Origin of the sequence: Okeania sp. KiyG1 (assembly GCF_014132355.1) — a bacterium.
In the GTDB taxonomy this organism is placed as follows: Bacteria; Cyanobacteriota; Cyanobacteriia; order Cyanobacteriales; family Microcoleaceae; genus Okeania.
This window is the reverse complement of record NZ_BLZO01000052.1, coordinates 19,152-35,532: the sequence shown is the minus strand read 5'-3', so window position 1 is coordinate 35,532 and position 16,381 is coordinate 19,152. Positions and strand designations below refer to the sequence as shown.

The 16,381-nt window shown below is 33.3% G+C and carries 8 protein-coding genes and 1 pseudogene; 1 reads left to right on the top strand and 8 read right to left on the bottom strand.

The window, feature by feature from the left end; translation table 11 throughout:
* Positions 1-3: 3 nt before the first annotated feature.
* The 7 genes and pseudogenes from SAGCYANO_RS09430 to SAGCYANO_RS09405 form a co-directional block, all read right to left on the bottom strand.
* Positions 4-1,002, bottom strand: coding sequence for a tetratricopeptide repeat protein (locus SAGCYANO_RS09430; protein WP_202219833.1), 999 nt, complete (start codon positions 1,000-1,002; stop codon positions 4-6).
* Positions 965-4,387, bottom strand: coding sequence for a tetratricopeptide repeat protein (locus tag SAGCYANO_RS09425; RefSeq protein ID WP_202219832.1), 3,423 nt, complete (start codon positions 4,385-4,387; stop codon positions 965-967). Before SAGCYANO_RS09425 ends, SAGCYANO_RS09430 begins: the two co-directional genes overlap by 38 nt.
* Positions 4,388-5,571: 1,184 nt before the next feature.
* A complete protein-coding gene (locus SAGCYANO_RS09420) occupies positions 5,572-6,108 on the bottom strand; it encodes a hypothetical protein (protein WP_202219831.1) in 537 nt (178 codons plus the stop codon).
* A 5-nt stretch (positions 6,109-6,113) separates the two neighbouring features.
* A pseudogene (locus SAGCYANO_RS50185) lies at positions 6,114-6,215 on the bottom strand (hypothetical protein); the annotation flags it as partial.
* 423 nt (positions 6,216-6,638) lie between these two features.
* The gene (locus SAGCYANO_RS09415) at positions 6,639-6,896 is read right to left on the bottom strand and encodes a hypothetical protein (protein WP_202219830.1); all 258 of its coding nucleotides are present in this window, start codon (positions 6,894-6,896) and stop codon (positions 6,639-6,641) included.
* 315 nt (positions 6,897-7,211) lie between these two features.
* Positions 7,212-8,465 (bottom strand): tetratricopeptide repeat protein, encoded by a 1,254-nt coding sequence (locus tag SAGCYANO_RS09410; RefSeq protein ID WP_255502515.1) that lies wholly within the window; start codon positions 8,463-8,465, stop codon positions 7,212-7,214.
* A gap of 26 nt (positions 8,466-8,491) precedes the next feature.
* Positions 8,492-9,994: a tetratricopeptide repeat protein gene (locus tag SAGCYANO_RS09405; RefSeq protein ID WP_202219828.1), complete on the bottom strand. Its 1,503-nt coding sequence runs from the start codon at positions 9,992-9,994 to the stop codon at positions 8,492-8,494.
* A gap of 818 nt (positions 9,995-10,812) precedes the next feature.
* Here SAGCYANO_RS09405 and SAGCYANO_RS09400 point away from each other — a divergent pair.
* Positions 10,813-12,228 (top strand): hypothetical protein, encoded by a 1,416-nt coding sequence (locus SAGCYANO_RS09400; RefSeq protein ID WP_202219827.1) that lies wholly within the window; start codon positions 10,813-10,815, stop codon positions 12,226-12,228.
* Between the two features lie 2,060 nt (positions 12,229-14,288).
* On the opposite strand, the gene SAGCYANO_RS09395 is transcribed toward SAGCYANO_RS09400, so the two are convergent.
* Positions 14,289-15,464, bottom strand: a complete 1,176-nt coding sequence (locus SAGCYANO_RS09395; RefSeq protein WP_202219845.1) for a pyridoxal phosphate-dependent aminotransferase — start codon at positions 15,462-15,464, stop codon at positions 14,289-14,291.
* Between the last annotated feature and the right edge of the window lie 917 nt (positions 15,465-16,381).

Here is a 16,381-nt window from a genome sequence, read left to right as displayed (position 1 = left end):
ATTCTAAATCTGCGGAAGAGACTTCTTTTGTAAAATGTAAAAATTGACTGTATCTATATTAATAATTGCTTGTAAATATTCAACTGGGCAAGAACGTATTTGACTGGTTTCGCTGGTACTATTTGTTTGCCAACATATTCCCACTTTGAGATTTTTTTCTGGAATAAGTGGAATGGGAAAATTGATTGATTTTGGTACAGATAAATAAGGAATTTCAGCAGGTATAGTTTCTGGGGTAGTTCCGAAAATTAGAGGTAGACTCATCAATGAAATCTGTAGGTCGAAATCTGGTAATTTTTCACCTTCAACAAATAATTCATCTATTTCTGAAACAGTGGTAAATAAGAATTTTAATCCAGCTTGATTACATTCAAAAATTACACGCCCTCCTAATTTTTTCACCAAAGGAATATAGCGGATAAATTGAATAGAATCTCCTAAACCTTGTTCGGTATAAACTAATAAAGTTTTTCCGGAAAAATCTGAGCCATCCCATACAGGTTGAGCAAAACTACGAGTTATGTAATCTTGACGTTGGCAGCGCCATTCATATTCAGAAAATCCAGCTAAAAAATCTCCTTGTTTAAGAAGAATAAATCCTTTAGCAAAGTGAGCATTGATATGGTTAGGATTGAACTCAAGACATTTCTCATAAAGAACTTTTGTTTCTGTTAAATTGCCCTGTTCTTTCAGAATATTACCCCAAGAGTAATAAATATCAGCATTATTTGGTTTAATCTGTAGAGATTGTTCAAAACAACGAATTGCTTCTGAAATATTGCCTTGAAGTTCAAATATTAGACCTAAATTATGCCAAGTTGAAGCATCATTTGGTTTCAGTTCAATCGCTATTTGATTATGAACTATTGCCTGTTCTAGTTTCTGTTGTTTTTTCAGAGCAATAGCTAACCTTAGATGAGTTTGATAATTATTAGGGTTGAAGTTAATTGCTTTCTGGTGGCAATCAATTTCTAAATCTATTTTGCCTGTTTTTTTTTGCACATAGAGCAAGTATCTCAAATGCAGCAGCGCAATGGGGTTGATATTGAATAATAAACTGACATATTTTCTCTGCTTCCTTCCAGTTTTCTCCTTCACATTTTTCTAACGCTGTTGTCAGTAACTGCTCAGTTGTAACTGATGACCCTGGTTGAATTATTGATGGATAATCTGTTTGATTAAAATTCAGTAATTTAGATGATAAAGCATTGACAACTTCTCGACATACTCCTTGCCAATTATCAGATTTACTCTGACGAAATAATCTCATTGTGGGATACCAAGGACTATCTTCGCGGTCTATTAACCAGCGCCAGTCAGAATCAAAATTTAACATTACCCAAACTGATTTTCCTAATGCTCCTGCTAAGTGAGCAATAACTGTATCTATTGTAATTACTAAATCTAATTGTTTTATTGCTGCTGCTGTATCAGCTAGGTCATTAAAAGATGAACCTAAATTATGAATTTTAGTTTGAGATTTCAGCCATTCTAAATCTATGGAAGAGACTTCTTTAAAAGATGAACCTAAATTATGAATTTTAGTTTGAGATTTCAGCCATTCTAAATCTATGGAAGAGACTTCTTTTTGTAAAATATAAAAGCTAGCATTCTCTACATTCAAAATAGATTGAAAATCTGCTACAGACCAAGAACGTTTTTTGCTAGTCTTCCTTTGACTATTTGTTTCCCAGGTTATGCCTATTTTGAAACTATTTCCAGTGTCTGGCAGTTTAATTTTTTTTGATTCTGGCACAAATAAATAAGGAATTTCAGCAGGTATAATTTCTAGGGTAGTACCAAAAATTTTAGGTAGACTCATCAATGGAATTTGCAGGTCAAAATCTGGTAATTCTTCACCTATAACAAATAATTCATCTATTTCTGGAACAGTGGTAAATAATAACTTTAATCCAGCTTTATTACATCCAACAATTACACGCCCTCCCAATTTTTTCACCAAAGGAATATAGCGAATAAATTGAATAGAGTCTCCTAAACCTTGTTCGGTATAAACCAATAAAGTTTTTCCTGAAAAATCTGACCCATCCCATAGAGGTTGAGGAAAATTACCAGTTACATAATCTTTACGTTGACAACGCCATTCATATTCAGAAAAACCTTGAATAAAATCTCCTTGTTTGAGCAAAACAACAGCTAAACCAAAGTGAGCATTTACATGATTTTTATTTAATTTCAGAGCTTGTTCATAATATTGTTGAGATTCTGCAAATTTTCCTAACTCTAAAAATATACTGCCTAGACTATTATAAACTTCTGCATAAATTGGTTTAAGTTCAAGAGATTTTTGATAATGCTCAATAGCTGCTTCAACTTGACCTTTATCTCGCAAAATACGTCCTAAGTTATGCCATGCTTCAGCACAATTAAGGTGAAAATTAATTGCAGTTTGACAATGATTAAGCACAGCATCAATTTCCTGATTATCTTGAAGTGCAACAGCTAAATTATTATGAGTTTCCGCATAATTAGGATTTACTTTTAAAGACTCTTGATAATAAGCGAACGCCTGTTCTATTTCACTGCTTTGATAAGCACATACACCCAAAAGTTCTAAAGCTAAAAAGTTATTGGGCTGTTTTTTAACAATCTTCTGACAAATACTCACCGTTTCTTTCAAGTTTCCAGATTTGTATTTTTTCAAAGTTTGTTTCATTGGAGAATCAGAAAATTTTATACCCATAATTTCTGGGACTTTCTTTTGAGAAGAACTATTCTCCAACAAATCTCTTAAATTGTCTTTCACTTGTTCAAATACATTATCCCAATCTCCAATTTTTGACTGTCTAAATAACCTCATTGTGGGATACCAAGGACTATCATTTCTATCTAACATCCACCGCCAATCAGAATCAAAATTTAACATTACCCAAACAGGTTTTCCTAATGCTCCTGCTAGGTGAGCAACAACTGTATCTATTGTAATTACTAAATCTAATTGTTTTATAACTGCTGCTGTATCAGCTAAATCATTCAAAGATGAACTGAAATTATGGATTTGAGTCTGAGAGTTAAGCCAATCTAAATCTGTTTGAGAGACTTCTTTTTGTAAAATATAAAAGTTAGCCTTATCTATATATATATTTAAAATGTCTCTGAAATATTGAATAGAACAAGAACGTTCTTGACTCGTTCTAGTAGTACTACTTGTTTGCCAAAATATCCCTACTTTAAATTTTTTTTCTGGGATAGGTGGCATCTGAAAATGAGTAGATTTAGGAATAGATAAGTAAGGGATTTTAGCAGGTATAGTTTCTGGGGTAGTACCGAAAACTCTAGGTAAGCTAAGTAATGGAATTTGCAGGTCAAAATCTGGTAATTTTTCACCACTAACAAATAATTCATCTATTCCTGAGACAGAAGTAAATAATAATTTCAACTCAGGTTGATTACATTCAAAAATTACCCATCCTCCTAATTTTTTCACCAGAGGAATATAGCGGATAAATTGAATAGAATCTCCTAATCCCTGTTCGGTATAAACTAACAAAGTTTTACCCTGAAAATTTGAACCATCCCACAAAAGTTGAGAAAAACTACGAGTATTAGTCTTCTTGTCTAGACAGCGCCATTCATATTCAGAAAAACCTTGAATAAAATTTCCCTGTTTGAGCAAAACAACAGCTAAACCAAAGTGAGCATTTACATAATTTTTGTCTAATTTCAGAGCCTGTTCATAATATTTTTGAGATTTTGCAACTTTTCCAAGTCTTAAAAAAATAAAGCCTAAAGCATTATATGCTTCAGTATAATCTGGATTGAGTTCAAGACATTTTTGATAATATTCAATAGCTGTTTCAACTTGACCTTGTTTTCGTAAAATATGTCCTAAGTTGTACCATGCTTCAGCATAATTAGGATTAATTTTAATTGCCTGTTGATAATAGGTACTCGCCTTTGATAAGTCTCCCTTTTTTTCCCAAGCAAAGCCTAAATTGAGATTTGTGTATGAGTTGTCAGGATTAATTTCTCTAGACTTTTCATAGTTAATAATTGCCAAATCAATTTGACCTTTTTCTAAAAAAATTAGTCCTAAATTTGAATAGTTACTACTATCACTAGATTCCAGAGAAATAGCTATTTGATAATGAGCGATCGCTTCTTCTAAACGACCTTCTTTTTTCAGGATATTTCCTAAATTTGAATAACCTTGACTAAAGTTAGGGCGAAGATTAATAACCTGATGAAAAAGATTAATAGCAGTTTCATTTCTACCTGATAAATATTCCAGTACAGCTAATAAGTGCAGTGCATCAAAATATTGTGGTTTTTCCTCAAGTATTCGACGACATATTCTTTCTGCTGCTGCCCAATTATTTTGTTGATAATACTGATATGCAATTTGAAATCTTTCTGTTAACTTCATCTGAGATTCTATAAATTCAATTAATGCTTGTTTTACCGAAGAATTAATAATTCAATAATTCAATAATTCAATAATTCAATAATTCAGGTTTAAAGCCTCCCCTTTCAAGGGGAAAAAAGCGGTCGTTAGCGGAGCTTCCCGTAGGGTAGGATGGCGAGGAAACCTGCGCCATATCCAATCGACCAAGAGAAGAAATTTTTTCCTTTTATTCAATCCTCTCCCTAAAAGGAAGAGGTAATTATCCATTATCAATTATCAATTATCAATTATTGAACTGAATCCTTGCCGAATAATTAGGGCTTGCTGAAAAAGTCTTTTTGTCAGGGGAGAATCCAGAATTTCCTACGGAATGCTCCGCAAACAGCAATCCTGCAATTCAGGAGGAATGGGAATTATAGAAGAGGTAGGAGGAAGAATCTTCCCTTGATTTTCTTCTCATCGAAATGCTCAAAATGCTAACTTTTTGAACGATTGGAGCTAAAAAAAAAGGTACTTTTTCAAGACCTAAAAATGCTAAAACCTTTGTCTGTAAAAGCTTTGATATTTAATCAGCAAGCCCTAATTAATAATTAATAATTAATAATTAAATAATTCTAGTTTTAAACCTCCCCTTTTAAGGAGAAAAAATCGGTCGTTAGCGCAGCTTCCCGAAGGGTGGGATGGCGAGGAAACCTGCGCCATATCCAATCAAGCAAGAGAAGAAATAATATTTCCTTATATTCAATCCTCTCAGTTTTAACCAGAGGTAATTATCAATTATCCATTATCAATTATCAATTAATGAAACTATCCCAATCATTAATTTTTGGCTGTCTAAATAATCTAGTGCAGGATAGCGGAAATAACTGGTTACAAAATCCTAAAACAATTACAAATCAAAAATGATTGACTTTTAACTTCCGCGTAGCGGGATTAGCTGTGAGATAGCAAGGACTATCATTTCTATCTAACATTCATCACCAGTCTGGCACAAAAGGGTAAGCATTCAGCTATTAGCAGTCAGCTATTCCTACGGAATGCGCTCGCATTCAGCAATTAGTAATGAATAATTACTTTTCAGGTTTATAAATGGGACTTTGGCAGTAAATTTTTATTCTTTCTCAATTTCAAAGGTTGTTTTTACCTTCTCTAAAATTAATAGCTTATAGCTAATAGCTGTTTGCGCAGCATTCCGCAGGAAATTATTACACACAAGGTAATAAAATCCACACAGGTTTACCTAATTTTCCTGTTAAATGTGCTACTGCCGTATCAACAGTAATTACTAAGTCAAGTTTAGCAATAATTCCAGTCGTATCAGCAAAGTCATTTAACTCACTACTTAAATCTAATATAGGTAATATTTCTAATAATTGAATATCTACTCCAGCCTCTTTTTGCAGACTATAAAAAGTCACTCCTGCTATGTCTAACAATGATTGAAAACATTTTAACTTACAAGAACGTTTAGCAGCAGTTGGATTGCTTGCTTTGGCAGCCCAAATAATACCAAATTTCAAGAAACTTCCGACTGGTAGCTCTAATTTTATAGGTTGAGTATTGAGTATTTTTAAATTCGGAATTGGTAGAGGAATATTATCTAAAGTACTTCCCAATATCCGAGGTAATTCTAACAATGGTGAATGAACATCAAAATTATGAAAATTTGCTTTGCGGTATACACATTTTTCAATTCCAGGAATAGTTTCCAGCAATTTAATTAAAGATTTTTGACAAGCCAAAATCACTAACCAATAACTCCTAATACTTGGATAAAATTTCTCTGCTTGAGCAAAACAACAGCTAAACCAAAGTGAGCATTTGCATAATTTTTGTCTGATTTAAGAGCTTGTTCATAATATTATTGAGATTTTATAAGTTTTCCTAGCTCTAAAAATATGGGTGCATCTCAATGCGTGAATAAAGCCAAAAATTTATCGCTTTTAGACAACAGCTCCGAAAGGCAACAAGGAATATATAGGAAAATAGTATTTTTGCAAATATGAGATGCACCCAAAAATATGTTCCCTAAACCGTTATCTGGTTCAGGATAATTTGGCTTAAGTTCAAATGCTTTTTGATGATTTTCAATGACAGCTTCAAGTTTCTGGTTGTCCTTCAGTGCTAGACCAAAATTACTATGAATTTAGGCATTATTTGGATTAAATTTCACTGCTTGAGAAAATTAGGCAACTACTTCTTTTACTTGTCTCTCTCAACCAGCAATAACTCCTAATAAATGTAGCGATCGCCAATTTTCTATATGTCTTTCTCAGATTTTATGGCAGATTTTTTTCGCTAATTTTAAATTTCCTTTTTGATAATGTTCAATAGCTACTCCAAATTGAGATTCTGTAAGTTTTCCTAATTCTAAAAATATGTTCCCTAAACCGTTATCTGGTTCAGGATAATTTGGCTTAAGTTCAAATGCTTTTTGATGATTTTCAACGACAGCTTCAAGTTTCTGCTTGTCCTTCAGTGCTAGACCAAAATCACTATTAATTTTGGCATTATTTGGATTAAATTTCACTGCTTAGTAAAGGTAGGCAACTATTTTTTTTACCGAATAATTAAGGCTTAAAGCCTCTCCTTTAAAGGAGAAACAAGAAAAAATTTTCCCTACCGCGTCAATCATCTTCTTTTCCAGGAGAAGTAATTGTTAATTGTTAATTATTAATTATTAATTGTTTAATAGCCCCTCTAAACCAGCAATAACTCCTAATAAATCTAGCAACCGCCAATTTTCTGTATCTCTTTCTAAGATTTTGTGGAAGATTTTTGCTCCTAATTTTAAATCTCCTTTTTGATAATTATTAACTGCGGTTTTAAACAGATTTTCTGGAGATTATAGAAATTCAATTACTGCTTGTTTTAGCTCAATAAAAACACTATCCCAATCTCCAATTTTTGCCTGTCTAAATAATCTAGCTGTGGGATACCAAAGACTATCATTTCTATCTAACATCCACCGCCAATCAGAATCAAAATTTAATATTACCCAAACAGGTTTTCCTAATGCTCCTGCTAGGTGAGCAACAACTGTATCTATTGTAATTACTAAATCTAATTGTTTTATTGCTGCTGCTGTATCAGCTAAATCATTAAAATATGAACCTAAATTATGTATTTTAGTCTGAGAATTCAGCCATTCTAAATCTGCTACTGAGACTTCCTTTTGTAAAAGATAAAAATTAGTTTTACCTATACTGAGAATTTGCTGTAAATATTTAACTTGGCAAGAACGTTTTTGACTGGTTTTAGTATTACTACTTGTTTGCCAACATATCCCGATTTTGAGATTTTTTTCTGGAGCAGATGAAATCTGAAAATGGGTAGATTTAGGAATAGATAAATAAGGAATTTCAGCAGGTATAGTTTCCAGGGTAGTACCGCAAATTCTAGGTAAGCTCATTAATGGAATTTGTAAATCAAAATCTGGTAATTTTTCACCTTTAACAAATAAGTCATCTATCCCTGAGACAGTAGTAAATAATAATTTTAACCCTGCTTGATTACATTTAACAATTACACGCCCTCCTAATTTTTTCACTAAAGGAATATAGCGGATAAATTGAATAGAATCTCCTAATCCTTGCTCGGTATAAACCAACAAAGTTTTGCCATTAAAATTAGACCCATTCCACAGAGGTTGAGAAAAATTAGGAGAGATAAAATCTTTCTTTTTCCAGCGCCATTCATATTCAATAAATCCCTGAATAAAATTTCCCTGTTTGAGCAAGATAATTGCCAGACCAAAGTGAACATTTGCATGATTTTTGTCTAATTTAAGAGCTTGTTCATAATATTGTTGAGATTCCAGCAGTTTTCCTAGCTCTAAAAATATCTTCCCTAAACCGTTATATGGTTCAGCATAGTTTTGCTTAAGTTCAAGTGCTTTTTGATAATGTTTAATGGCAGCTTCAAGTTCCTGGTTATCCTTCAGTGCCAGACCCAAATTACTATGAATTTCGGGATTATTTGGATTCAGTTTCACTGCTTGAGAAAGGTAGGCAACTGCTTCTTTTACTTGCCCCTCTAAACCAGCAATAACTCCTAATAAATGTAGCGATCGCGAATTTTCTCCCTCTGTTTCTAAGATTTTGTGGCAGATTTTTGTCGCTAATTTTAAATTTCCTTTTTGATAATTTTTAACTGCAGAGTTAAAAGATTTTCTGGAGATTCTTGAAATTGAATTAGTGCTTGTTTTACCTCAATAAATACACTATTCCAATCTCCTATTTTTGCCTGTCTAAATAATCGAGCTGTGGGATACCAAGGACTATCATTTCTATCTAACATCCATCGCCAATCAGAATCAAAATTTAATATTACCCAAACAGGTTTTCCTAATGCTCCTGCTAGGTGAGCAATAACTGTATCTATTGTAATTACTAAATCTAGTTGTTGGATAGCTGCGGAGGTATCGGCTAAATCATTAAAAGATGAACCTAAATTATGTATTTTAGTTTGAGAGTTCAACCATTCTAAATCTGCTGGCAATACCTCCTTTTGTAAAATATAAAAATTAGCTTTACCTATACTTAGAATTCCCTCTAAATATTGAACTGGGCAAGAACGTTTTTGACTGGTTTTAGTATTACTACTTGTTTGCCAACATATCCCTACTTTGAGATTTTTTTCTGGAGCATATGGGATGGAAAAATCAGTTGATTTTGGTACAGATAAATAAGGAATTTTAGCAGGTATAGTTTCTAAGGTAGTTCTCAAAATTCGAGGTAGACTCATCAATGGAATTTGCAGGTCAAAATCTGGTAATTTTTCACCTATAACAAATAATTTATCAATTCCTGAGATAGTGCTAAATAATAATTTCAATCCAGCTTGATTAAGTTCAACTATTACACGCCCTCCTAATTTTTTCACCAGATAAATATAGCGGATAAATTGAATAGAATCTCCCAAACCTTGCTCAGTATAAACTAACAAAGTTTTACCATTAAAACTTGAGCCATCCCACAAAAGTTTAGAGAAATTACGAGTTCTAAAACCTTTCTTTTGCCAGCGCCATTCATATTCAGAAAATCCTTGAATAAAATTTCCCTGTTTAAGTAAAATAACTGCCAAACCAAAGTGAGCATTTGCATGATTTTTGTCTAATTTAAGAGCTTGTTGATAATATTGTTGAGATTTCACCAGTCTTCCTAGCTCTAAAAATGTATTACCTAAACCATTATATGGTTCGGCATAATTTTGTTTAAGTTCAATGGCTTTTTGATAATGTTTAATGGCTGTTTCAAATTTTCCTAGCTCTAAAAATGTGTTACCTAGACCGTTATATGGTTCGGCATAATTTGGTTTAAGTTCAATGGCTTTTTGATAATGTTTAATGGCTGTTTCAAGTTGCTGGTTATCCTTCAGTGCCAGACCCAAATTACTATGAATTTCGGGATTATTTGGATTTAGTTTCACAGCTTGAGTTAGGTAAGAAATTGCTTCTTTTGGTTGCCCCTCTAAACCAGCAATAACTCCTAATAAATGTAGCGATCGCGAATTTTCTCTCTCTCTTTCTAAGATTTTGTGGCAGATTTTTGTCGCTAATTTTAAATTTCCTTTTTGATAATTTTTCTTTGCGGAGTTAAAAAGATTTTCTGATGTCTGATTTTCCATAATTTGAGCCTACTTACAAAATTTTTGATTCAAATTAGCTAGAGTAGTGGAATTAAATTTTTCAATTTGTAGCTATGATTATAGTGGTTCTATTTTGGTTATGTAAAAAATGTAAGCATTCAGCAGTCAGCCATCAGCTAGTCTCCTCCGGAGGAACTGCGGACTTCAGCTATTGCTTTTAGTTTAGGATAAAAGCAATATTTAATTGTTTTACTACAAAAGTTGCTTCCCTTGCTCTTAAAATCTATATTAATTTAAACACTGTCCTTAAGAAGAGAATCTTGTTGCTGATAGCTGACAGCTAATAGCTGAATGCTTACTAAAAAATAGCGTTGAAAAACGCAACAGCTCTGAAAAATAATATACAACAGGAGTAAAAGCTTCAGACTTTTTATCTATTTTTTGAGTTTTTACCGAATAATTAAGGTTTAAACTCTCTTCTTTAAATAAAGGAAAAAAAAGCGGTCGTTAGTGCAGCTTACCGAAAAATTGTGGTTTAAAGCCTCCCCTTTTAAGGGGATAATAAGCGGTCGTTTGCGGAGCAGTCCGTTAGGATGGGATGGCGAGGTCTCCTCGCCATATCCAATCGACCAAGAGAAGAAAAATTTTCATCTCTTTGTCAATCCTCTTCTTTTCAAGGAGAGGTAATTATTCATTATTCATTATTCATTATTAATTGTTGAACGAAGGGTGAGATAGCTAGGTTTCCTAGCCATATCCAATGGACAAGGAGGAGAAAAAATTTCCTTTTCGTCAATCCTCTTCTTTTCAAGGAGAGGTCATTATTAATTATTAATTGTTGAATATACTTTTAAAATATGTGGCAATCTACTCAAGGTATTCCCAATATTCCCGATATTACTCATCCCCAAGAATTAATTGAATTTGGCAATCAAATTCTCAAAGTATCTCTCATATTAATTATTCTCATTGGTTTCTTAGGTATAGGAATAGCAATTTTAAATTCTTCTTTCCGTCATACGCAAAAATCAGAACCAAATATTTTGATTAATGAATTAGTATCTCAATATTTCAATTTACTTAAAAAGTTGGCACATCTAATTCTAGTTTTAATTTTGCTAGTAGGAGGATTTTTTCTCTGTTCAACTCTTAGTAATCGTTACCATAATTGGGAACAAGCAAAAATCGCCAAAATTGCTGCTGGAGTAGCAGGCGATCGTGCAAACGGAACGGAGTTCTATCGTCTCGAACAAATTGCTCCAAAAGTTCGTTATATAGTAGAAGAACCATATACATATTATCAGTGGGTTGATAATAAACGGGTTGAAATTAAAAGTATGAGAAATGTGGATAAATATCTCAGAATAAATTCCTCAGAAATTGAAGTAAATATTAATCAAGCCAAAGATGTTCAAAATCTTAAAGCCATTTATGTTGTAGATTTTTCCGCAGAATATCAAGTTACTAACCAACTTCAAGATATCCAGGATTTTTTCTTTGAAATTCGTCCTCCTTATGGCTATTCTTTACTTCAAAACTTTCGCGTTGAACAAAATAATCAAAGATTAATTCCTACTAACCCTGAAAATTATAATTTTCCCTTTAATTTATCCCCTGGAGAAACTATCAATTTCAAAGTAAACTATCAAGCTCAAGGCAGACCTCGTTGGATTTATAATGCCAATAATCAACTATTATCAAACTTTCAATTAACAGCATTAGCAAATTTTCCCAAAGCAGACTTTGCTAGTGGCATTGTTCCCACTGAAACTATCGAATCAAATCAGGGTCGTAAATTTACTTGGATATTTAATGACAATGTTTCTGTCAAAAATCCTTTTGGAGTTTTTACCGCCACAGACCCAGTTAAAAATACTGGCATTTTACCCCGTCTATTAATATTAACTCCATTATTATTTTTATGGTGGTTAATTCTCTTATATTTTTCCCTACCTTTGAATTTACGAGATGTGGCAATATTAGGCGGAATTTTCTTTGCTTGTTTATTGACTTTGACTTACTTTAGTCGCTTAATTGATGCAAAATTTGTCTGGAGTTTAATTTCTCCTATTTTGCTATTTTTAGTTTGGGGTTTAGGCTCAAATCGTCAAGCTTCTTTAGCCGCAATTATTTGTACTATTGCAGGCGGAATTTTACCTATTTTTGCATTATTAGTTCCCTATAGTGGATTAACTTTAAGTATTGCCGGATTACTTTCTATTATTTGGTTAGTAGTTCGCCATTGGTATGGGCGGAATATAATTAATAATTAATAATTAATAATTAATAATTAGGGTTTGCTGATTAAATATCAAAGCATTGACTGATATTGGTTTTAGTATTTTTTGGTCTAAAAAAGTGCCAGTTTTTCAGCTCAAAAAGTTCAAAAAGCTAGTATTTTGGGACGATTATGGCAGAAAAATCACTCTTACAATTTTTCCGACTACCTCCTCTATAATTCCCCGTTCCTCCTGTCTCCTACCCCTACTAAAAGACTTTTTCAGCAAACCCTAATTAATAATTAACAATTACCTCTCCTTGAAAAGAAGAGGATTGACGCGGTAGGGAAAATTTTTTCTTCTCTTGGTCGATTGGATATGGCGAGGAAACCTCACCATTCCACCCTACGGGAAGCTCCGAAGATAGACCGCTTTTTTCTCCTTTAAAGGAGAGGCTTTAAACCTTAATTATTTGGCAAAATATTTTTTGTTAAAACACAATTATTAGTTAAAAATACTCAGATTTTTTACCCTTAATATCATGTCTGAAGGTAATCGTTTGTGTAAAGTAAAAGGTCATTTCAGTTATTAGTTATCAGTTATCAGTTATCAGTACCTCTACCTTTTTCGCAGCATGACCTAGGAAAGTAATACCAAATTCAAAAAAGGTAGTTACATCTTAGTTGATAATTTATTCCTACAATAAAAAATATAAATTCCATAAATTCTAACAATTCAACCTTTTTTCCTCTTTAATATTTCTGTTTTTCTTTCCCTATTCCCTCCATACCTATTCCCTCCATACCTGTGCCATGACTGTAGTAATATTTTATGAAATTGGTATAAGAGGCTTGAAATATTGAACTTGATTTTTTTATCCCCTTGAAATGGGAGGCTTCAGACCTTATTTTTTGGTGAATATCTACAGGAAATTTCAGTTTTTTTCTTGCTTAATAACCTTCCTCCCTCTTCCTTATTCCCTCTTCCTTCTTCCTTCTTCCTTTATTAGTTGAAAATACTCAGATTTTTCACCCTTAATATCATGTCTGAAGGTAATCGTTTGTGTAAACTAAAAGGTAATTTCAGTTATTAGTTATCAGTTATCAGTACCTCTACCTTTTTCGCAGCATGACCTAGGAAATTCAGAAGCTTGAAATATTGAACTTGATTTTTTTTATCCCCTTGAAATGGGAGGCTTTAGACCTTATTTTTTGGTGAATACCTACAGGAAATTTCAGTTTTTTTCTTGCTTAATAACCTTCCTCCCTCTTCCTTATTCCCTCTTCCTTCTTCCTTCTTCCTTTATTAGTTGAAAATACTCAGATTTTTCACCCTTAATATCATGTCTGAAGGTAATCGTTTGTGTAAACTAAAAGGTAATTTCAGTTATTAGTTATCAGTTATCAGTACCTCTACCTTTTTCGCAGCATGACCTAGGAAATTCAGAAGCTTGAAATATTGAACTTGATTTTTTTTATCCCCTTGAAATGGGAGGCTTTAGACCTTTATTAGTTATCAGTTATCAGTACCTCTACCTTTTTCGCAGCATGACCTAGGAAATTCAGAAGCTTGAAATATTGAACTTGATTTTTTTTATCCCCTTGAAATGGGAGGCTTCAGACCTTATTTTTTGGTGAATATCTACAGTAAATTTCAGTTTTTTTCTTGCTTAATAACCTTCCTCCCTCTTCCTTATTCCCTCTTCCTTTTTCCTTTATTAGTTAAAAATACTCAGCTTTTTAACCCTTAATATCATGTCCGAAGGCAATAGTTTGTTTCATTAATTGATAATGGATAATTGATAATTACCTCTGGTTAAAACCGTTACGGAATTGAATATAAGGAAATATTATTTCTTCTCTTGGTCGATTGGATATAGCTCCTAGACCCGCTCTTATCAGAGCCGCTCCGCTGTTAGCGCAGCTTTGCGATAGCAAACGCCATCCATCGACCGCTTTTTTCCCCTTAAAAGGGTCAGCTTTAAACCTGAATTATTGAATTATTAATTATTCGGTAAACCCAAAGGTTAATATATACAGGAAATTTAAGTTTTTTCTTGCTTAATAACCTTCCTCCCTCTTCCCTCTTCCCTCTTCCCTCTTCCCTCTTCCTTCTTACTTTAATTGATAACTAATACCTGCATCTTTCATTCTTTTTAATGCTGCATAAATCCGCTGTTGTTCCACTGTTAACGCAATACGAAAAAACCCTTCTCCAGAAGCACCATATCCATTTCCAGGAGGCACAATAATCCCACATTTGTCTAACAATAAATTAACAAATTCTTGAGATGTATAATTTTTGGGAACCGGAACCCATACATATAAACTTGCTAAATTAGGCTTAATCGGCCACCCTAAAGATTGTAAACCTTCAATTAAAATATCTCTTCGCTTTTGATAAACAACTACTAAACCTTGCAACTCTTCTTCAGTAGTAGAAAAAGCAGCGATCGCTGCTTTTTGAATTGCTTTAAATACTCCAGAATCTACATTAGATTTAACTTGACTTAATCCCTTAATTCCCAAACTATTTCCTACTACAAAACCAATCCGCCATCCTGTCATATTGTAAGACTTAGATAAACTATGAAATTCAATTGCTACATCTTTTGCACCAGGAATTTGTAACACACTAGGAGGTTTATAACCATCATAAGCCATTTCAGAATAAGCATGGTCGTGACATAGTAATATGTCATAATGCCGACAAAAGTTTACTAATTCCTCAAAAAAATCTAAAGTAGCTGTGGCACCAGTAGGATTATTAGGATAATTAACCCACAATAATTTTGCTTTTTGAGCCACTTCTTGAGGAATAGTCTTTAAATTTGGCAACCAATTTTCACTCTGGAGGTGCATTGGATAAGGTTGACCCCCCGCAAAAATTGTTGAGGTGCGATAAACTGGATAACCAGGGTCAGGAATTATGGTATAATCTCCTGGGTCTACAAAAGCTAGGAAAGTATTGTGAATTGACTCTTTTGAACCTATTGAAGAAATTACTTCTGTTTCTGGGTTTAAATCTTCAATGGCAAACCGACGTTTCATCCAATCTGCTGCTGCTTGTCTATATTCTTTTATACCTTTGTAGGGAGGATAATGATGATTGGTAGAGTCTTGAATTGCTTCGTGCATTGCCTGAATAATATGTTTTGGTGTTGGTTGGTCTGGATCTCCTACACCCAAGTTGATGATGTCAACTCCTCTTTCAACTAATTCATTCCGTTTACGGTCAATTTCAGCAAATAGATAAGGTGGTATTCGTTCTAACCTTTTGGCAAGCTGCATAGTAATTTCTATAGACTCCTGAATTAAGTTAATGTACAACAGCAAAGTGTATATTATCAAATTAAAAAGGAGTCAGGAGTTTTTCAAAGTCAAAAGTAAAAATTGAAAAATTTCGGATTTTTTTCCTTGTACCTGTAGTTAAAATCCCGGTCTCACAAATTATTATCTACTAAAAGCTTTTAGCAATTCAGCATTCAGCATTCAGCATTTTCTCACCAAAAAATAAGGTCTGAAACCTCCCCTTTCAAGGGGATAAAAAAGCGGTCGAGGGATGGCGAGGTCTCCTCACCATCCCTCGACCAAGAGAAAATAAATTTCAATATTTCAAGTCTCTGACTTTAGGTAGAGGTACTGATAACTGATAACTGATAACTGATAACTGATAACTGATAACTGATAACTGATAACTGAAATGACGGGATGCTCCCCAAACAACTTATATTTCTTCTACTGAAACTAAGAACAATACAATTTCAAAGAAATGTCTACCCAAGATGTTAGCTGAAAGCTATTTAATAGTGAATTATTCTAGTTATTAATATCTTGAGAATTTCACTGTAGCTAACGCACTTGCTCTGCCATCGCTATTATTCACAAACCAAAGAAAATTCATCATTTTGTGAAGCTCAAAAAAAACGGCAAGGTATTTCCCCTTGCATCCTCAATAAAATCGTGATACCATGTAATCATTGCGTGTAACTCGCCCCTACGCATGACTTTTTATTCAACCCAAAAACAGCATTTCGCCACTGAATATATATAGATACAGAGATACTCACACCATCAAAGCAGAGAAAATTATCATCCTGTGAAGCACTCGGATAAAGAAGTAGCAGACGCAAAATTTACCCGCCCCATCAACACATTCATATATTTACTCATGTAGAAGTCATCGCTATTATTCACAAACCAAAGAA

Bases quoted from the DNA above. Each gene is read 5' to 3' on its own strand.
- SAGCYANO_RS09400 (WP_202219827.1), top strand. From the start codon at position 10,813: ATGTGGCAATCTACTCAAGGTATTCCCAATATTCCCGATATTACTCAT.
- SAGCYANO_RS09425 (WP_202219832.1), bottom strand. From the start codon at position 4,387: ATGAAGTTAACAGAAAGATTTCAAATTGCATATCAGTATTATCAACAA.
- SAGCYANO_RS09405 (WP_202219828.1), bottom strand. From the start codon at position 9,994: ATGGAAAATCAGACATCAGAAAATCTTTTTAACTCCGCAAAGAAAAAT.
- SAGCYANO_RS09395 (WP_202219845.1), bottom strand. From the start codon at position 15,464: ATGCAGCTTGCCAAAAGGTTAGAACGAATACCACCTTATCTATTTGCT.